15 protein-coding genes and 3 pseudogenes are annotated in these 19785 nt (G+C 45.7%); 12 read left to right on the plus strand and 6 right to left on the minus strand.

Annotated features, from left to right (window positions below; all coding sequences use genetic code 11):
- Positions 1-41: 41 nt before the first annotated feature.
- The 3 genes and pseudogenes from K7I13_RS14600 to K7I13_RS14610 form a co-directional block, all read right to left on the minus strand.
- Positions 42-647, minus strand: a pseudogene (locus tag K7I13_RS14600) (SbcC/MukB-like Walker B domain-containing protein); the annotation flags it as partial.
- Positions 648-1213: 566 nt separating this feature from the next.
- On the minus strand, positions 1214-3136 hold the full coding sequence (locus tag K7I13_RS14605) for an AAA family ATPase (RefSeq protein WP_255946824.1): 1923 nt from the start codon (positions 3134-3136) through the stop codon (positions 1214-1216).
- Complete coding sequence (locus K7I13_RS14610) at positions 3126-4334, minus strand: exonuclease SbcCD subunit D (RefSeq protein ID WP_255946825.1); 1209 nt, start codon at positions 4332-4334, stop codon at positions 3126-3128. Before K7I13_RS14610 ends, K7I13_RS14605 begins: the two co-directional genes overlap by 11 nt.
- A 47-nt stretch (positions 4335-4381) precedes the next feature.
- Here K7I13_RS14610 and K7I13_RS14615 point away from each other — a divergent pair, with 47 nt between their 5' ends.
- From K7I13_RS14615 to K7I13_RS14630, 4 genes are all read left to right on the plus strand, one after another.
- Positions 4382-5752 carry a methyl-accepting chemotaxis protein gene (locus K7I13_RS14615; protein WP_255946826.1) on the plus strand — a complete coding sequence of 457 codons (1371 nt, stop codon included), beginning with the start codon at positions 4382-4384 and terminating at the stop codon, positions 5750-5752.
- A gap of 113 nt (positions 5753-5865) precedes the next feature.
- Positions 5866-6366, plus strand: coding sequence for a hypothetical protein (locus K7I13_RS14620; protein WP_255946827.1), 501 nt, complete (start codon positions 5866-5868; stop codon positions 6364-6366).
- Between the two features lie 201 nt (positions 6367-6567).
- Positions 6568-7044: a hypothetical protein gene (locus tag K7I13_RS14625; protein ID WP_255946828.1), complete on the plus strand. Its 477-nt coding sequence runs from the start codon at positions 6568-6570 to the stop codon at positions 7042-7044.
- 12 nt (positions 7045-7056) lie between these two features.
- On the plus strand, positions 7057-7782 hold the full coding sequence (locus K7I13_RS14630) for a polysaccharide deacetylase family protein (RefSeq protein WP_255946830.1): 726 nt from the start codon (positions 7057-7059) through the stop codon (positions 7780-7782).
- Positions 7783-7891: 109 nt separating this feature from the next.
- Here K7I13_RS14630 and K7I13_RS14635 read toward each other — a convergent pair whose 3' ends face one another.
- Positions 7892-8770, minus strand: a complete 879-nt coding sequence (locus K7I13_RS14635; RefSeq protein WP_255946832.1) for a prephenate dehydrogenase — start codon at positions 8768-8770, stop codon at positions 7892-7894.
- A gap of 11 nt (positions 8771-8781) precedes the next feature.
- Positions 8782-9806: pseudogene (gene aroF, locus K7I13_RS14640) on the minus strand (3-deoxy-7-phosphoheptulonate synthase).
- A 383-nt stretch (positions 9807-10189) separates the two neighbouring features.
- Here aroF and K7I13_RS14645 point away from each other — a divergent pair.
- Positions 10190-11695: an NAD(P)-dependent malic enzyme gene (locus tag K7I13_RS14645; RefSeq protein ID WP_255946833.1), complete on the plus strand. Its 1506-nt coding sequence runs from the start codon at positions 10190-10192 to the stop codon at positions 11693-11695.
- The gene (locus tag K7I13_RS14650; protein ID WP_255946835.1) at positions 11695-12582 is read left to right on the plus strand and encodes a DMT family transporter; all 888 of its coding nucleotides are present in this window, start codon (positions 11695-11697) and stop codon (positions 12580-12582) included. The genes K7I13_RS14645 and K7I13_RS14650 overlap by 1 nt, the downstream gene beginning before the upstream one ends.
- A 169-nt stretch (positions 12583-12751) precedes the next feature.
- On the opposite strand, the gene K7I13_RS15805 is transcribed toward K7I13_RS14650, so the two are convergent.
- Positions 12752-12934, minus strand: a complete 183-nt coding sequence (locus tag K7I13_RS15805) for an NINE protein (RefSeq protein ID WP_369413767.1) — start codon at positions 12932-12934, stop codon at positions 12752-12754.
- Between the two features lie 299 nt (positions 12935-13233).
- Between K7I13_RS15805 and K7I13_RS14655 the strand changes: the two genes are divergently transcribed.
- The 6 genes and pseudogenes from K7I13_RS14655 to K7I13_RS14680 form a co-directional block, all read left to right on the plus strand.
- On the plus strand, positions 13234-13842 hold the full coding sequence (locus tag K7I13_RS14655; RefSeq protein ID WP_255946836.1) for a phosphoribosyltransferase: 609 nt from the start codon (positions 13234-13236) through the stop codon (positions 13840-13842).
- The gene (locus K7I13_RS14660; RefSeq protein WP_255946837.1) at positions 13839-16484 is read left to right on the plus strand and encodes an FN3 associated domain-containing protein; all 2646 of its coding nucleotides are present in this window, start codon (positions 13839-13841) and stop codon (positions 16482-16484) included. The genes K7I13_RS14655 and K7I13_RS14660 overlap by 4 nt, the downstream gene beginning before the upstream one ends.
- Positions 16474-17139, plus strand: coding sequence for a ribonuclease HII (gene rnhB, locus K7I13_RS14665; RefSeq protein WP_255946838.1), 666 nt, complete (start codon positions 16474-16476; stop codon positions 17137-17139). The genes K7I13_RS14660 and rnhB overlap by 11 nt, the downstream gene beginning before the upstream one ends.
- A gap of 113 nt (positions 17140-17252) precedes the next feature.
- On the plus strand, positions 17253-17726 hold the full coding sequence (locus K7I13_RS14670; RefSeq protein ID WP_255946839.1) for a chemotaxis protein CheW: 474 nt from the start codon (positions 17253-17255) through the stop codon (positions 17724-17726).
- A gap of 132 nt (positions 17727-17858) precedes the next feature.
- Positions 17859-18884 carry a DegT/DnrJ/EryC1/StrS family aminotransferase gene (locus K7I13_RS14675; RefSeq protein WP_255946840.1) on the plus strand — a complete coding sequence of 342 codons (1026 nt, stop codon included), beginning with the start codon at positions 17859-17861 and terminating at the stop codon, positions 18882-18884.
- A 134-nt stretch (positions 18885-19018) separates the two neighbouring features.
- Positions 19019-19621, plus strand: a pseudogene (locus K7I13_RS14680) (NAD(+)/NADH kinase); the annotation flags it as partial.
- Between the last annotated feature and the right edge of the window lie 164 nt (positions 19622-19785).

The raw sequence follows: 19785 nt of genomic DNA on the forward strand, positions 1-19785 counted from the left end.
CGCCTGTTTTCTATTTTCTGATTTTTTATCTGAAAATAGTTTTAAAGGCTTTCCTGGATTGCAGATCCTGCCGCAGTCTTTTTTATTTCGATACGGCAGGGAATGCGGGAACGCAGTTCAGCCACATGGGAAATAATACCAACCATTCGGTGTCCCCGGATTTCATCAAGGATGGTGATCGCCCGTTCAAGACTCGCCTCGTCGAGTGATCCGAATCCTTCATCTATAAAAACAGCGTCAAGCTGGATTCCGCCTGACCGGGACTGGATTGAGTCGGCAAGGCCGAGGGCAAGACTTATCGAGGCCATAAATGTTTCTCCCCCGGAAAGCGTTCCTGATGGTCTTGTTTTTCCGGTATAGGCGTCAAGTATTTCAAGTTCAAGACCGGACAGGCTGTTTCCTTTCCGGTATGTATCATTGACCTGTATCCGGTAACGGCCCTCGCTCATGCGTTCGAGCCTGGTATTGGCGTACGCGGTGATTTCTTCCAGATACATGCCAAGTATCCACGCGTCAAAACTTATTTTCAAAGGGTTCTGCCCCGTTAAATCATTCGCAAGTGAAGCAAGACGGCCCGCCTCCTGGCTGTAACGTACGCGTTCCTCTTCGAGTTTGTCCCACTGGGTTTTCAGCGAGTCAAGAGAGGCGAGGGAAGCGTTATGTTCTTCAAGAAGGCGGCTGTTTTCTGAAAGGGCCCCGTCTATTTCAGTCATTTCCCGTTCAGCGTTTTCAGGATCAGGTCCCTTCCATTCGGAAAGTTCTTTTTCGAGAAGCGCGAGCCTGCTTCGCGTTTTTGTTTTTGTTTCCGTGAATTCATCAATTTCATTTTCCAGCCGCATGCGGTCTGTTTTTTCAAGTACGGACTGTAAAAGCATTTCTTCATTTGAGAAACCCGCAGCGAGGTATGCTTCTGAAAATTCATTTTCATTGCCGGCTGTTTGTATTCTTTGTTTTTCAAGGGAGCGGAGAATCTCCGTTTTTTTTCCGTTCAGGGATGCGAGCGCTGTGCGGGTTTCCCTGAGCGAAGTTTCATAATGTCCAAGTTCACCGTCAAGCGTGAGTATCCGGGCGTTACATTCTTCAAGCGCGTCTGCCGCGTCCCCTGGATCCGGAACCGTTTTTTCATCATCACTCTGGGGAAAGGCTTCCCGGTAACGGGCCTTTTTCTGGTTTATTACCGCCCTCTCTTCCGCCAGAACCTGCTCGGTTTTATTCAGTTCTTCCGCCAGGCCGCCGGCTTCTTTTTCTGCCGCGCTTTTTTTCTGCGGATTTCTTCGGCGCTGCGGAATGCGCGTTTTGATGCATTATATAAATCGGAAGCTTTCTGCATTTCGGCTGAAAGACGTCCGACAAGCTCCGCCGCCTGCTGGGGATCGGGTATTTCATCCCGGACCGTCGGCATGCCTGCTGTTTTTTCAAAGGAAAGCTTCAGCCTTTCTTCGGCATTTCGCAGATCGGCCCTGCGGGACGCAAGTTCTTTTTCGAGGTCCTGTTCTTTTTTTTCAAGAAGCTCAAGGTGCCTCTTTTCCGTCCCTATTTTTTCTTCCACGCTGTAATTATGTTTTGTGCTGTATTTTGCCGGCTCCGGGTGATCCAGGGCGCCGCAAACAGGGCAGGGGACGCCGTCTTCAAGCCGTGCTGCCAGAACAGCGGCAGTTTCGGAATTATGTATTTCAGCGGCTTCCTTTTCCAGTTCTGTAAGTCTGCTCTTTGTGATTTCTTTATCCGCTGAATTTTCTTCTACCATTTTTTTTATATTATCAATTGCTCCCCGGTGGGCGGCCGCGGCATATTTCTCCCTGCCTGTTTCCTCCGCCAGGGTTTTAAGCAGTTTCGCCTGTTCCAGTTCAGCATGAACACGTTTTGATTCTTCTTCCCTGGCGTCAAGCTCTGCGATTTCCGGTTCCAGGGTTTCAAGCTGTTTTGATGTTTCCTGTATTTCGCTGTTAAATACTGCGATCTGCTTTTTTAATGCTGACCTGTGTTTTTCAGTTGAGTCATAATTTGCCATATCGGTTTCAATGCCTTTTGCAATATCGACGGCTATTCTGAGCTGCTCCTTCCTTATCATGAGGCTGTTTTTTTTATCGGTAATTGCATCGATTGCTGTTTTTTTTAATTCAAGCATATCCAGCTCTCTGCTTGCTGATTCCGTTTCCTTTTGAATATCCGCAAGTTCTTTTTCATTGTCCCTGATCTGCTGCTTTAAGTCCGCGAGCTGTTTATAATGCACAAGCAGCGGTTCCGCTTTGCGGGCGAGATCAAGGAGTCTTTGTTTTTCTTTTATTCCGGTGAGCTGTGTTTCCTGAAGTTCCGTTAATGAAATCAGGGCCTGTTTTTCTTTTATTTTTTCCGCGGCGTTCCTTGCCTGTTCAAGCAGGGCGGACTGTTCCGTCAGCCGCTGCCGCAGTGCGCTTTGCCTGGCGCGCAATGATTCTATTTCTTTTTCAAACGAAAGGCGGTCAGCTTCATATGAAAGACAGTTAAATTGCGTTTTGAGATGTTCCACTGATGCGATGGCATTATCCATAAGTGTTTTTGCTTCTCTCGCCCGGTTTCTTGACAGTTCAATAATCCGGCTGTATGTTTCAAGCGGAAAGAGTTTGGCAAGAACCGCCTTCCGCTCGGTGGAATTCTGTTTGAGAAACTGCGCAAACTCGCCCTGGGGTAAAAGTACAATGCGTGAAAATTCCTCGGCGGAAAGTTTTATAAGACTGAGTATTGACCGGTCAGTTTCGCTTTTGTTTGTTGATGTTCTGTTTTCCCATGCGCTGTCCACGCGTTCTTCAAACAATACTTCTTCGGCGACCTTTGTGGATCTTTGCGTCCGGGTGCTGACTCTTTCGCCGGGCAGGGTTCTTTTGATCCGGTAGTGTGTTCCTCCCAGGGAAAACTCAAGATCGACGGAGCTTTCTTCGCTGTCGGATGCGAACTGGCTTCTCATTTGCCGGACCATATCCTTGCGGCTGCCGGGTACATTGCCGTACAAGGCATACATGATGGAATCAAAGAGTGTTGTTTTTCCCGCTCCGGTTTTTCCGTATATCAGAAAAAAATCCCCAAGTTCACTGAACTGAACAGTATGTGTTCCCCTGAATGGACCTATGTTTTTGATTGTCAGTTTTTCAGGACGCATCGGTACATTCCTCCAGCAGGGAAGAGAACAGTTCGGTCTTTGCAGAATCCGCGGCGCCGTAGAGCATTTCCTCGAAGTCAGTAAAATCGGCAGCCGGATCCCGTTTTTTTTCCGTGCCGGTATTTTTTTCGCCGGGAATTTTCTGTTCAGCGGCGGCCTCAGCCCCCTGTTTGAGACTCAGCAGATACGGAAATTTCGGGCGAAGCAGGTTGACGGGATTGGCAATCAGGACGGGATCGGTCAGGGTTATTTCAAGATAATCGCCTGCGAAGCGGTCATAGTCTTTTCCGCTGTAAAATTCTTCAAATGTACCTTCAAGTTTTGTCATTGTCCTGAGCGGCTGCACAGGAATCGGTGTAATCTGTACGGGAAAATTCTGCTGCCCTGTATCAATTTCCACCCTGAGGAAATATTTTTCGCCTCCTGCTTCACCGAAGGAATAGGCCAGAGGCGACCCCGCGTAATACATGGCGTCCGTTATTTTCTGGAAGCGGTGAAGATGTCCCAGCGCAACGTAGCTGAACTGTGAAAAAAGGGCGGGGTTCACCCGTTCGGCCGCTCCGACAAATACCCGTTCAGAATCCGATTCCTGTCCGCCTGAAGTAAACAGATGGGCCGCAAGTACAGTCGGAATTCCTGATAATTCGGGCTGTACCAGAATTTCCGAAAACCGCCGGGACGCCTCCGCAGCCAGCTCGGTCTGGGTAAAAAGCGTTTCCGCTGAATCCGTAAATAAATCAGGTACCTTGTTATTTTCGTCCGTTTCCTTTTCGCGGGGTTTCAGTGAACCTGCCGATAAAAATGGCAGAAGAAAAAGTGCCGCACTCTCCGTTTTTTTTGTTATAATAATAGGTGTAAATGAATTTTCCGGTTTGCTTACAATATGTATGTGCTGTTCTCCGAGAATTTCATCTGCAAAAGACAGGCGCTGTGCGGAATCGTGATTGCCCGGAATAATACAGATTGCCAGTTCAGGGAGTTTTCGCCGGATTGTTCCGAGAAATCCGCTGAATAACTCAACGGCTTCAGCCGGAGGAATGGTTCTGTCATATATATCGCCTGAAATAATCAGGGCCGCGTAATCATCCTTTTCGAGTTCAGCGCACAGCTGGTTCAGCATGGCCTGCTGGTCTGCAAGAAGGGAAGTTTCATAAATAGTCTTGCCCAGATGCAAATCACTGGTATGAATCAGCTTCATAGTATATACTGTATGGAGTATTAGATTTTCTGTAAAGGGTTTTTTAAATGAAGCGTTGGAAAGTAGTACTGTTTGCCTCATTTTTGCTGGTAATTTTTTCCGGATTAGCGGTATTTTTCCGGTTTATTATTTATCCCGTATTTCTTGAACAGAACCACCCAGCCTTTATTGTTTCGGTCCTGGTTGTACTTTCCGCCTGGTTTTTTACCGTCCACCTGTGCTGCCGTTTTTTCCGGCCCTATGTACAGAAATCCATACAGTTAACCGCGCTTTTTGAGTCCCTGTCGCAGGAAAATTTCGAGCCCGGAGAAGATACGGAAAAGCCTCCTGAAACCATACCGGAGCCGGGAAAAGAAAGTGTTATTGCGGGCGCCGCGTCCCTGACGGCAAAAATAAGGGACGTCATTGATACTGTGCATGACGAGGTTGCGAAAACGGTTGATTCAAGTTCCGTTCTGGCTGTTTCGCTTGAGAACACATCCTCGACCTTTGAAGTGGTTGACGGATTTCTTGACAATATCCGCAATGAGGTTGTTACGCTCGAAAATCAGGTAAATATTGTCAAGACGGAACTGGAGCGTATTACCGGCGGCCTCGGCTTTCTTGATACTGAAATTGTCCGTCAGAAAAGCGTTGTCGAAGGTTCCATGTCTTCGGTTAACGGCATAATCAGTTCCGTAAATGATATGACGGAGTCAGCGGTCCGGAACCAGAAAAGTATTGAAGAACTGATAAAGTCATCGGAAACCGGACGGAGTGTTTTTACCTCCACCTATGAAAGAATAACCAAAATAAGTAATCACATTTCACATATCAACGGGGTAACAGGCATTATTGAGGGAATTGCCGAGCAGACAAATATGCTGGCGCTTAATGCCGCTATTGAAGCTGCCCATGCGGGCGATGCGGGGAAGGGCTTTGCCGTGGTCGCGGAAGAGATCGCAAAACTCGCGGACGCCAGCTCGGAGAGTTCCCGTGAAATTACGCTGGCGATAGAAGAAATAGTTGATAATATCGAGTCAATGGCGAGCTTCGGCAGCGAGCTGGATGGCGCATTTGAAAAAATATCAGGCGAAACCGAGAATGTCCACCGGATTATTTCCGACTTTGTTACCGGTCTTGTTGCTTCAAATGAAGACGGGAAACAGGTATATGAAACAATGAATACACTCCAGGAAACTTCGGCGTCCGTAGCAAACGATTCGGGCAATATGGCTGTCAGCGCCGAAACAATTGCAAAATCCATGAGTGAGCTGGATATGATTACAAGCCGCGTGTTTGACGGAATTACGGCAATGTCCCTTATGATTGATGGTTTGAAAGAAGTAATGCAGGAATTCAAGCAGCAGGCTGCTGCGATGCGGACATCAGGTATAGAGATGTCCGACAGATTATCATCGTTGACTCAAAAGAAATAAAGCTGCCTGATATATTTTATATTTTTCCGCCGGTTTAAACTATGAAAAAAAATACGTTTATATTGATACTTTTGTTACTCGTCCCATTATTCTTTTCATGTACGGTATTGAATATGGAACAGAAAAAAATTGATGACATTACGGAAAGATTCGATAAGGGTGAAGCCTCAAAAGCTGATATACTCTACATGAAAAAGATTTATTCGGAGTTTATATTTTTCGGCGGCATAGTATATCCCGAAGCCGCAAAAATATTGCAGCATTATCTTTTCGGAGATGGCAGTGATTTGCGAATAAAATCAAAATATTTTTTTAATACAAATATTGTACAGGACGCAATACGGAAAAATAAAGATGAAAACATAATCGGTCCGGTAACACTGGCAATAAAGGATAATGCGCGTATAGCATATGCAGTGAACGGATTTTACATAATACAAATTGAAAACGGTTTTGAAATAAATCAGTATATTGATTTTGCGGGGAGAGAAAACAGGGGCCTTTATACAACTTTCAGAATTCTTTCAAAAGAAATACGGATACCCGACAGATTGGTAAGAGTATTTGAACAGGATGGATGCAAGACATTTACGGTAATAATTATAAACAAATGATAAAAAAAGCTGTATTTACTGGTATGCCAGTGCCGTGTTCTGTTATTATCCGGAGCAGAGTTTTGTTTATAAATGGAGAATATTTTGAGAAAGTATCACCTGGTGCTGACAGGATTATTTTTGCTTTCATCCTGCTTTTATGCATTTGAATTGAATGTCGGTATAGGCGGACAATTCGCGGCGTCATTTCCTTCATTATATATGGAATATGGCGGAAAGATAAAAGAACAGTTCGATACTATTTATAGCGGCGGTATTTTTGTTTTTTTTGATGCTTATTATTTTAATCTTGATTTTGATCTGCTGTTTCTTAATAGTGCTGACTATGTATATAATGACGCAATATTATGCGGTATTGGCGGGTCTTTTAAATATCCATTTAAATTACGATCAATAATCATATATCCATTAATTGGAGCAAAATATCATATATATATGACTTCATCCCCGGAAATAAACAAAAAGGATTTAAATTCATTCCGGATCAATATAGGAGCCGGGATTAATTATTCAATAAAGAAAAGGATTTATGTATCATTTATTTTTTTATATAATTTAAAAATTAATAATGCGTATGAGAATAACGTTGAGGATAGATTTACTGCGGTTAATGCAAAATATTCTACTCATGGCCCTGAAGCCAGATTTGCCGTGGGATTCAATATTCTGGAAAAATAGGTGATGGTTTTAATGAAAATAAAACAGATAATAACAATCAGTATTTTTATTTGTATGTTTTGCATTTCCTGTTCAAATACTCTTTTGAAGGATGTTCCTTCTGAAGACAACGGTTCCGGAATTTTATTGAGCTTTGACGATTATTCCCCGGCAAACTGGGTTGCGTACCAGTATTTGTTTGAAAAATATAACGCGAAAGTAACTTTTTTTGTCGCTCTTTCTTCCCCTACCAGTTTTTGTTTTGATGCGGAGAGCCGGGGGCACGAAATAGGATATCACACGATACATCATTGTCATTTACCGGAATTATCAAGAACAACATTCTATGAAGAGACCGTTTTATCGGTTAACAATTTCAGAGATCAGGGAATTGGGTTGGGGGCGTTTGCATATCCATACGGAGAGTGGGAGCCGTGGATGCATGAAGAACTGCTGCAATATTATGATATTGTCAGAGGTTTTGAAAAAGATTTTTACATCTATGAAAAAGACAGGATGAAGAATACCTATATCGCGTCCATATCGATTGACAATATTGTATATAAAAATAATAGGGAATATGAAAGAAATATTTCACGAATGCTAAAACTTGCAAAAATGAAAGAAAATAATATTGTTCCTATTACGTCTCACCGTATCGATGACAGCGATTGGGGGATTACTCCGGAACGGCTGGAATATTTATTGCGCAGCTGTAAGGAATTGAATCTGAGATTTTATACGTACAAGGATTTGTAGCCTATAATTCCACCTTTATAATTTTGTGTCTGTGATCCGCTGAAATACCCATGATATCAGTGAAGCTCATATTGCAGGTGCTGGAGCCGATGACAGCAGAAAAGAAATTCTATGCCCGCTGATAATCCGACATTGCAATCCGTTTTTTTCTCACTCCGGTCAGTGTATCACAAAGTTTTTCTTTCTGCGAAGCTTGTATCATTTGTTTAAAACCAGCAAAACTTTTTTCAAATTTTTCCATCCGGGATATAAGCGGCTCCGCATTTTCAAGAAACAGTTCGGTCCACATGGGCGCGTTAATCATTGCAATCCTTGTCAGGTCTTCAAATGAGCCTCCGCCGAAATCGGTTATGGAAATATCGGATTCACAGTCAATAAGCGATGCCGCTAGTATGTGGCAAAGCTGTGATGTAAAGGCAATTTTCATATCGTGAGTTTCCGCATCCGTTTCAATAATTTTTGCAAAGCCCATTTGCCTGATAATCTTTTTCATAAACGAGAGATTTTCCGGCCTGTTTTTTTTCAGCGGCACGAGAATATAATTTTTTCCGGAAAAGGAACATTCATGGGCATGGGCAAATCCTTCCTTTTCGCTGCCGGCCATCGGATGCCCGGGAATAAAGTCTATATCGCTCCTCAGAATATTTTCAATTCTGGTAACAATGTTTTTCTTTACTCCCGCTATATCGGTAATCAGTGATCCGGACTGGAATGCGTTCATATATGTTTCCATAAACCGGAAGCCCGATAAAGGGTTGAGGCAGACGTATACAACATCGCATTGCTTTAACATAATGCCGGGGTCTGCAAAGCCCTCATCGATTGTTCCGCTGTCGCAGGCCGTTCGCAGCGTTTCACTGTTTATATCAAAGGCAAAAATTTTTCCCTTCTTTCCGATTATTTTCCCTGACCGTAGCGACCGGGCAAGCGCGCCTCCCATCAAACCAAGCCCCACAAAACCGAAGATGCAATCTCCCAGGTCTTTCATGATAAATCCTCCTACAGTATACGGTTTTCTATTTCCGCATATTTTCTGAGCTGGCCCATTAATGCACCGAACTGTTCAGGCGTAATGGACTGCTCTCCGTCACACAGAGCTTTTTCGGGATTGTTATGCACTTCAACCAGTATACCGTCCGCCCCTGCCGCGATTGCCGCCTTTGACATTGATTCCACCATCCAGCTTAGGCCTGTAGCATGACTCGGATCGACAATAACAGGCAAATGACTTTTCTTTTGAGCAGGGGAACAGAGCTCAGGTCGAGTGTATTGCGGGTGGATGTGTCAAAGGTACGGATGCCTCGTTCGCACAGAATAATCCGGTCATTTCCTCCGGCCATAATATATTCCGCAGACATAAGCAATTCGGTAATTGTTGAGGCGAGTCCCCGTTTTAACAAAATGGGTTTGCTGCAGCGTCCAAGCTCGCTGAGCAGCGTGAAGTTCTGCATATTTCTTGCACCGATCTGAATAATATCCACCTCGTCAAATATTTCGAGCTGGTGAATTGACATCAATTCGGAAACAATGGGAAGCCCTGTTGCTTTTTTTGCTTCAACGAGCAGATTGACTCCCTTGCATCCAAGCCCCTGAAAAGCATATGGCGAAGTTCTCGGCTTGAAGGCTCCTCCGCGAAGGAATCCGGCTCCGGCTTTTTTTACGCTTTTTGCAACCGATATAATCTGTTCTCGGCTTTCAACCGAACAGGGACCCGCGATAATTCCCAGATGTCCGCCGCCTATGCTGCGGAGATTCCCGTCAGATCCGGAAATATCTATGCGGGTATCTTCGGGATGAAAAATACGGTTTGCCAGTTTGTACGGTTCCTGAACACGCAAAATCTTATCGACAAACCGGTGAGCCTTTAAAGTCGCCTCATTTATTTTTTGCGTATCGCCAATAATATTCAGCACCGTCTGGCCGACTCCTGATGAATGAAGCACCTGCACTCCCTGACCTTCCAGCGAAGATATGAGAGCGCTTACATCCTCTTTTCCCGCCCCGTTTTTTAAGGCAATAATCATAGCAATCCTCCTGTCTGTTATATCCCGGTATACATCCGGGCATAAAAAAAGGGAGACTCCTTTACGGAGTCTCCCTGTATCAACCTTAATTATAAGGTGTTACAAACTGCGCCTTTTCAAATCAGATTCCTGACCGGCACAGACTCCGTATTGGATGGGGACAGATAATAAAAATAGTAAGAAAAAACAGGCAGGGCAGCCTTTGAGAAAATTATATCTGTTCGCTTCAATACGGAACTTTTCATGTAAAACCTTTTCCGCTTATAACTCTACAAAAAAAGATAATGAATTGTCAATACGGAACCAGATTTTTCCTGAAATACTTTACCGGCCCGCTTTATGCGCGATTTACTGTTTTCCGGCTTTATGTTATTGTGTTTAATATGAAACCCGATATAAGTTTGAATAATTTTATGGATTTGTTTCCCGCAGATTTTTCAGAAGATGAAAAGGCCCGAGGCAAAACACTTTTTTTAAAAAAACTATCCATGGTTGCGCACAAATGGTTCGGCGGAAAAATGCAGACCCTGCCGAAGTGCGGCATCTACGGATTTAACTGGTTTAATGTATGGTATACCCCTGGGGTATCCGCGGTATCAACTTCTATCCGTGACGACAATGACACTTCTTTTACGCTTTCCAACCGGGGAAATCTGGTTGCTGTTGTCAGCAACTCGACCCGGGTTCTCGGTGACGGGGACTGTACTCCGCCCGGCGGCCTTGGTGTTATGGAAGGCAAAGCAATGCTGATGAAATATCTTGGCGGCGTTGATTCGATTCCCCTCTGTATTGATTCCCGTGTCCGTGAAGATGAAGCGGAAAAAACAGGAATCAAGGCGGGAAAACATGATCCGCAGAAAATAATAGAATTTGTCAGAATGCTTGAACCGAGCGTCGGGGCCGTGAACCTTGAAGATATAAGCCAGCCCGACTGTTTTCTTGTTCTTGATACTCTCCGTGATGTTTGCAATATTCCCGTCTGGCACGATGATGCCCAGGGAACGGCATGCGTTACGCTCGCCGGTCTTTTAAATGCGCTTAAACTTGCCGGGAAAAAGATTTCTGATGTGAAAATTGTTCTTCTCGGGGCAGGCGCATCAAACACTACTATCGCAAGGCTTATCCTTGCGGACGGCGGAGATCCGGAAAAAATGATTATCTGCGACTCCCGGGGTCCCCTGCATTCCGGCCGCGAGGATATTGAAAAGGATGCGCGCTACTACCGGAAGTGGGAACTCTGCCTTCAGACAAATCCAGGGAAAATATCCACAATAGAAGAAGCTATGGATGGGGCTGATGTGTTAATCGCCCTTTCAACTCCCGGCCCCGGCACAGTAAAAAAGGAATGGATTTCTTCAATGTCGGAAAAGTCCATAGTTTTTGTATGTGCCAACCCGGTCCCGGAAATCTGGCCCCACGAGGCAAAAGAAGCCGGAGCCTTTATTGTTGCGACGGGAAGGGGAGACTTCCCCAATCAGGTCAATAATTCCATCTGTTTTCCGGGAATTCTCAAGGGCGCCCTTCTTGTCAGGAGCCGGAAAATTACTGACGGCATGGCCATTACCTGCGCCCATTCAATTGCCGACTATTCGGAGAAAAAAGGTATAGATCCCGAACATATTCTGGTAAGCATGGAAGATACCGATGTGTTTGCTGTTGAAGCCGCCGATGTAGCTATGAAGGCAATAGATGAGGAAGTTGCGCGTATTACCCTATCCTGGCAGGAAGTCTATGACCGCGCCCTTGCAGACATTCAGAATGCCCGGACATCAACCCGGCTTTTGATGGATAAGGGTTTGATTGAGGAACCTCCCCGGGAAATGCTTGAGGAAGTCCTTGACGCATCAATAAAGGCGATTATTTCTGAGCGGGAATCCGGCAGATCCTGATGTTCTGGCATAATAAATCCGGCTTCCGCGATTCAAGAGGGTTGTCCATTGCCTCGCTGGTTCTGTGCGCCTTTTTATGGAGTTCCGGGGGCGTTTTAATAAAACTGGTTGACTGGGATCCCTTTGCCATTGCCGGCATACGGAGCATCATAGGCTTCATAACTATGATTGTACTGGTCGGACTGCCCCGTTTTACCTTCAGCTTCAGTCAGATAACGGCCGCTGTCTGTTACAGCGCTACCATGATTCTGTTTATGTTTGCCAATAAAACGACGACAGCGGCCAATGCGATTTTGCTTCAGTATACCCAGCCTATTTATATAGTTATTCTCGGAAAATGGCTGCTCCCCGACGAGAAAACAGGGCTTTCAGACTGGATAGCCATTACCGGAATTTTTTGCGGGATGGTACTTTTTTTTCTTGATGATCTCAGTTTTCAGGCAAATCTTGGAAATATTCTGGCGGCGATTTCAGGACTTACGTATGCCATTTCAGCCATTTTCATACGCAGACAGAAAAATGAGCGTCCCGCGGATTCATTTATGCTTGCCCACCTTATTACATTTATTTTTTCAGTATATTTCATAATCCGCGGAGGAATGCCGTCCCTGACCGGTATTGCCGGACTATTGCTTCTTGGTATATTCCAGACCGGGATTCCGTCCGTTCTGTATGCCCGGGGTGTCTCCGGAGTCCCGGCCATAACCGCGTCCCTCATTACCATGCTCGAACCCATTATGAGTCCTGTATGGGTGGCGCTCTTTATCGGTGAAATTCCCTCGGTCAGGACCCTGATAGGAGGGGGCATTATACTCGTCAGTGTGACTGTCAGAACCATTTTTAAAGAAAGAAGGGAAAAAAATATAAAAACCGCGCAGAAAGTCTGACCGGACCTGGGTCCGCCGCCTTCGCTGTATCTGGTGAGGAGCAGGCAAATATATCACTATCTGTCAGCGTTTCAATTTTATCTGAGCATACATGGAAAAACAGAGAGATTCCTGCCCCGGTCCTGATTTCCGCACTGGATTCTGGAGAAATCAGGACTATAAAATGCTTTTATGTTAAAATCGTAATATCTTTTTTCGTTATCATGGTAACTATATCAATCAGCCAGCCGATGCCGAAAATGCCGACTGTAATTATCCAGATGATTCCGATTAACGTCTTTCCGCGTAAAACCCGGTTAATACCCTGCCAGACCGGATCAAAAAAAATAGTCAGAATCAGATTGACCCCCAGCCGAGTTTATCAATTGCAGTTTTTGCCATAAATACCCCCAATACTATTACTATTTTTCCGGGAAAACCGGATAATCCAGTATCAGGGCATTTTTTTCTGCTGTCAAGTTTTAATTATTTGAATTATAACCGTACCGCCTTTTTTACTTGAGCAATCGCGGAAAAAGCGGTACAGTAAATTATGGTCGAATAATTTAAATTATTTGACCATTTCCGGTTGTAAATGTTTCCGCTATAAAGAATCAGCTGATTCTTTATAGCGGAAACATGACTTAAAGGTGTATATATGAGGTTTATAGAATGACCAAAGAGTTTCTGCCCTATGAACTGGTACGGAATAATGCTCTTAAAATAGCCTATAAAATCCATCAGGACGGTTTTATTCCGGATGTAATTTATGTATCCCTGCGGGGCGGAGCCTATCTTGCAAATGTAATAAGTGAATATTTTAAAATAGTCCGTAAAGATGCTCATCCGGTTTTGTATGCCGCGGTTGTGGCCCGTTCATATACCGATGTGCGCCAGCATGACCGGATTATGGTTGACGGCTGGACATATTCCCCTGAACATCTGCGTCACGGTGATAAAATTCTTCTTATTGATGATATATTTGATTCCGGAAAAACAATCAACTATCTTGTTGAAGTCCTCCTTGAAAAAGGAATTCCGAGAAAAGATATCAAGGTCGTTGTTCATGATTATAAGTATTTTGCGTACAAAGAAGAACAGCTTCCGATCCAGCCTGATTACTGGTGCAGAAAACATGAAATCCTCAGTCCGGAAGAAGATATCTGGATTCATTATATGAGCCATGAATTGATTGGCCTGGATAAAAAAGAACTGGAAGAGTATTATTACCAGGATCCTGAACTGCGGAAAATCCTTTCCGTGCTTGAAGAGGAAAAATGAAGAAGGGCGGAAAAATACACGGGCTGTTACAATTGGCTTTTTTCCTTGGCGGCATGACAGCGGGTTCCGCTTCATTTGCCCTTGATAGCGTTCCCGTTATCCCTTCCGTTCCCCCCGGTTCTTATGCCGAACCCCAGGTTATTTCTTTTTCTCACCCTCAGGGGACCCGCCTGTCGCTTTTTATGGACGGAAAGGAAATCACATCGGCAGATGCTTCCGTCCTGCTTTCCGTACCTGAAAATACCGAAAAAGATTTTACTATAAAGACTGAACTCCGTTCCCTTTTGCCCGGCGCTCCCGTTCTTTTCAGTGCGGAATTTGTATGGCGGATTGACAGAAAAAAACCGGAAAAACCCGTAATAACGGCCCGGCGGCTGGAAGGCGGCAGTGAGTTTCTCTTTACACTCAATGAACCCGGGAAAATATATTATCAAATATTTCATCCGGAATTTGCTTCCTTTTCATCAGGAAGTGTTATTTCAGGTTCGACACTTTTTGTTCCTGACGGCTCTTATATCTGCGCTTATGGCGCGGATCTGGCGGGAAACACAGGCCCTGCGGTCTCTCCGGCAGTGGACGTAATCAGCAGCCAGGGTTCGCCGTATCAAATACTTAATCCTGTTCCGGGAAATTGGGCAAACTATCAGGTCCTCCTTATAAAAGCAATGCCTGAAATGCAAATCTATTATTCAATTGACGGCTCCGACCCTTCCATTTCCGGCATTGTCTACACCGGACCCGTACTCATTGAACAGGATGGTATGGTTTCCCTCCGCGTTCTTGTCGTAGACAAAGGCGGAAACCGCTATACATCCCAGGTCAGATATTCGGTCTCCCCTCAGGGTTCCCCGGTAATTTCCGGACTTAATACGGATTCCCCTGTTATTGAAACCGGTGAATTTGCCGAAATCTTTATTCCGGAAAACTATACCTTCAGCTTCGGCGATGCGGTTCCCGGTTCTCCGGGAGGCAGGGCCCTGCTTTTTACTGCCGTACGTGGAGTCCGGTGGTTCTTCCCCCTGACTCTGTCCGACGGAAAATCAGTGTGGCGCTGGATTTGCGCGAGCGGTATTTCCACGGAGGCCGGAACAGGGACGGATATTGCCGGAAATAATGAGGATTCCATTCAGCCTGTCATATATAACTGGTATTTTGCGGGTTTTGATTATAACGGACCGGTATATTACGCTCTGAATGATACGGATTGGCAGATATATACCAATCCGTTTTTCCTGGACCGTTCCAAAGAATCGGAACTGAAGTGGTATTCCCCTGTCCTCAACAATGCTGAAGTGCAGACCGTCAGACTGCCGGTTAAACCCGGTCTGACCGGCGTTCCTCCCTTGCTGATTACCGCTGATCCTGTTTTTCTTTCAATCCCGAATTCTCCCTATACTTTCTATTATACCGGCGGAAACAGTTTTTACCCGTCCCTGCCGGATCCTTTGTCTCCCCAGCTCGCAAGCGGAATTCTTGTTGAAATACCATCAGGCATGTCCGAAGACTTTTTTTTCAGAATCCTTGCCGAGTATGACGGTCTGGTACACGGGGAAATCAACAGCCGCTTCATCATTGACAGAAAGCCTCCCCGGACTCCTTCTTCAGGAATTGATGCCGGCTTAACCTATTCCCGTTCCCCTGTTGCGTTTTCTCCGACCGGAGAAGATACGATACAGCTAACCATTCAGCCTCCTCTTTTTGTGCAGGAGGGTAAATCCTTTGTCCTCCACGGGGATATTTCGGGACCGATTGAATATAAAATTGAACTATTCGGCATTGACCGTGTCGGAAACCGGAGTCCTGTGGTAAGCCAGAAAGTAACGGTTGACCTTAATGCCCTGTATGTTGATTCGTCCTTTTCCGGGCGCTCCAACGGAACGCCTCTTGCTCCCTATACCAGCCTTGATGATGCCCTCAATGTTATACGCGGGGTAGATGAATGGCGGATTTATATTACCGGTGAAACGGAAATGAACCGGCAGCATACTATCCAGAATGATATTCAGATTTTCGGGACCGATGCGGTCGTGAAAATGGGCGAAAACGCTTCTTTTACCATACTGGCTTCGAATATTTCCGTCTCGGACTGTACTTTTTCCCAGACTGCGGGCAGCTCTTCCCGGAGCGCCTCAATGGCCTATAATAATCCTGCGGCCCTTTTCGAACTGCAGAACAGTTCCCTGAGCATGAATAATGTCCAAATTGAACGCAGCGGTCTGCCAAGCGCCTCCATAATCAGGTCTGTTTCATCGGTGCTTGTATGTTCAAATACCGGTATCAGCCTTTCGGCGTCGGAATACGGCCAGCTTATTGACGCCCGGTATTCCGGTGTTACGCTTAATAACTGCAGGCTTTCCATAACAGCTTCCGACGCTTCCGCTCTTGTCCTTACCGGAAGTGAAACCGAACTGAAAAACACTATCTTTACCGTTACGCCGGGAAGCGCCGGACGGGCCATTGAATCATGGAATTCCCAGATTGATGTAAGAAATGTTTCCTTTGTCCGCAAAACAAACCGTCCCATACAGCGGAACCGGGATACCGCATTCTGGTTCGATTCCGCCAGTACTGTTGTTTTCGGTTCGAATATTCTTGTTGAAGGGTTTGAATTTTTTACTCCGGGAAAAAAATATGAACCGTGACCCTGAGTCCTCTTCCTTATCCGCAAAACGGTTTATCTGCGGCCTTGATGAGGCCGGACGGGGGCCGATTGCGGGTCCCGTATGTGCCGCCGCGGTTATTCTCCCCGGGGATTTTGACTGTTCTGTTCTGAATGATTCAAAAAAACTTTCCGAAGCCCGGCGGAACACCGCTATGACTGAAATATACCGGCATGCCTTTGCCTGGCATATCGGCTGGGCCTCATCCTTTGAAATCGATGAAATAAACATCCTGAATGCCTCTCTTCTGGCAATGAAAAGAGCCTATGAGGGGATGCTGCAAAAGCTGAAAAACAGGACGGAACCCGGTTTTTCCTGTTCCGAACAGGAAATTGAAGTAATTGTTGACGGTCTCCATAAGCCGTCAATTTCGGCGGCCGAATGCAGCGCCTTCCCTAAGGCGGACGGGACATATCCGGCGGTGATGGCGGCCTCGATTCTGGCAAAAACCGCCCGTGACCGCATGATGATCCGTTACAGCTGGCTGTATCCCGAATACGGATATGAAAAACATAAGGGATACCCGACCGCGGCCCATATACAGGCCTTCAGAAAAAACGGGCCGTCCGGAATTCAGAGGGAAACCTTCCGGCTGAAAAGCGAAATGCAGCAGGATTTGTTTGAAAGGTTTCCTTAAAGACAGGAATATCAGGAATTTGACTGATGATATTTTCAGCTTTACCTTGCAGAAAATCATCAGGCATTGTACATTTAGAGAATAAAATAGTATTATAAACTTGGAGGAATTGTATGAATGAAAACGATTCTCAGTTTCAGCTCGTAACATTTCAGCTCGGCGACGAACTGTACGGCGTTGATATAATGAATGTAAAGGAAATAGTCCACATTCAGGATATCAGACCGATTCCGAACGCGCCTTATTATGTTGAAGGAATTTTTAATCTCAGAAGCGAAATCATTCCTATAATTAATTTGCACAAGCGGTTTCATCTGAAAAAGGCCCATATGGAAGAGGGCGATGAGCATTTGGGCGGGTTTGTTATCCTTAATATAGAAAATACCCGGCTTGGCATAATTATTGATAAAATTGCCCGTGTCGTAATTGTTGACAGAAACCAGATTCAGCCGCCTCCCCAGATGATCAGCGGTATAGGGACAGAATATATTCATGGAGTTGTCCGTCAGGAAGTCGGTTATCTGATTATCCTTGATACAAAACGTCTGTTTAATGTAAAAGAGCTGCAAAAACTGGCAATTCTGTAGTTTTCCGGCTATTCTGTTTGCAATTGCTGTCTTTCTGAACCCGCGCCCGGATATATGTTCCCGGCGCAAAAATATGGTATAAAAGACAGCCATTTATCATTATAATCCGAATCGTTCAGGTGTGTGGCGTACATGAAATTACCAGTTTATAGTTCAACAATCCGCAGAAAGGAAATGGATGCAGTTTTAACCTGTATGGTGGCGGAAAAAATCGGCCCCGGGGAAATGAACCAGAAGCTGGCGCAGCTTGTCCGGGAGGTTTTCGGGACAGATGGGGCCGCGGCTTTCAGGAGTTCAGCCATTGCCCTGCAGTATGCCCTGAAAGCGCTTGATCTGACGCCCGGTTCAGGGATTATCATTTCTGCGCTGGCTCCTGCCTGGCAATATCAGGCTGTTACCGCCCTTGGATATTCTCCTGTTACAGTTGATGTTGATCCCGATACGGCCTGCGTTACTCCGGATGCCATTGAAAAGGCAATCGCGCGGGGCGGGCGCCTTATTCTGCTTCACGAAACGCTTGGTGTTCTTCCCGATATCGATTCGATCCTTGCATTCAATATTCCCGTTATTGAGGATATTTCCCAGAGCGCAGGCGCCTCGTTCGGCGAAAAAAAAGCGGGCCAGTTCGGCGTGTTTTCAATTCTGGGCCTTGAAGAACGGGATATGATTACCGGAGGAGGAGGGGCGCTTCTTCTTGCCCCGAACAGACGCGAAGCTATCGTTCTGAAACGCCTTGCCGATGAAGCTCCTCTGACGGATATTCTCCCTGATATTAATTCCGCGCTTGCCTTTGTCCAGGTACGTGAACTGCAGCGGAATATTGAAATGAGACGGCAGATTTACGAAGGATATGTTCATTCCCTTTTGCAGGGCCGTCATAAAACCATCAGCCAGAATGAATCGGTGAGTCCTTCTTTTTACTGTTTCCCTGTTATTCTTGCCAGCGGGTTCAAGGAAGTAAAGCAGTATGCGAACCGGAAGGATATCCAGATTGAACCTGCTTTTACGGATTCTGTCGTCACATTGCTGGGAGAGGACCTCCCCGATTGCGTGAATGCGAAGTCTCTGGCAATGCGCTGTGTTCTTTTCCCTCTCTACCCAAGGCTTGGCGCCGCAAACGCAGCGAAAATAGCGAAAGTTCTGGCAACACTGCCCTGAGGTATTAAGGAATATGCAATGCATACAGTAAAAAAGCAATTGCAATAGTAAACACCACAAAACCTGCCGCCGCAGACATAGCCCAGACAATCCGTTCTTTTCTTTTGGCAAAAAAGGTTTTATGCGATATATATATGTATGACGGTTTTACCGTTCAGGACCCTTTTGACTCCTATGATTTTGCGATAACGCTCGGCGGTGACGGAACTGTGCTCTTTGCCGCCCGCCACTGCGCCCGGAAAAACATACCGGTTTTTCCGGTGAATCTGGGCGAATTCGGCTTTATCGCGGGTATCGAGCCTGATAAATGGAAGGAACCTCTTGAAGAATATCTTGAAGGCCGCATGCACAGTTCAGAGCGCATGCTTCTTGCCGTCCATGTTGAACGCGGCGGGGAAACGGTTTTTGCTTCCGATTCCCTGAATGACGCGGTGGTATCAGCGAGCGGAATAGCGAAACTGGTGAGTCTCGAAATCCTGTTTAATAACATTTCTTTTGGTATATACAAGGCGGACGGTGTGATAGTCGCGACTCCGACCGGATCAACCGCTTATTCCGCGGCTTCCGGCGGCCCGATTCTTGCTCCGGATCTGTCAGCCTTTGTGCTTACTCCGATTTGTGCCTTTTCTCTTTCAAACCGTCCGATTGTCCTGCCTTCAAACGGTACAATGAAGGTGACAATGCTTGAAGACAGACACAAGGAGTATATTTTAACTATTGACGGACAGGAAGTGTTTCCTCTTGAGCAGGGTGACACCGTGTTTGTGCAGGAAGCCTCAAGCCGGGTCCGTCTTATCGGCTGCGGCCCGAATGTATTCTATGAGGCCCTGCGTTCAAAATTGAACTGGAATGGCGCTCCCGTAATTCCGGGAAAAAAACAGACTCTGAAAACGGAACGGGA

It is taken from the genome of Brucepastera parasyntrophica, from assembly GCF_022376835.1.
In the GTDB taxonomy this organism is placed as follows: Bacteria; Spirochaetota; Spirochaetia; order Treponematales; family Treponemataceae; genus Brucepastera; species Brucepastera parasyntrophica.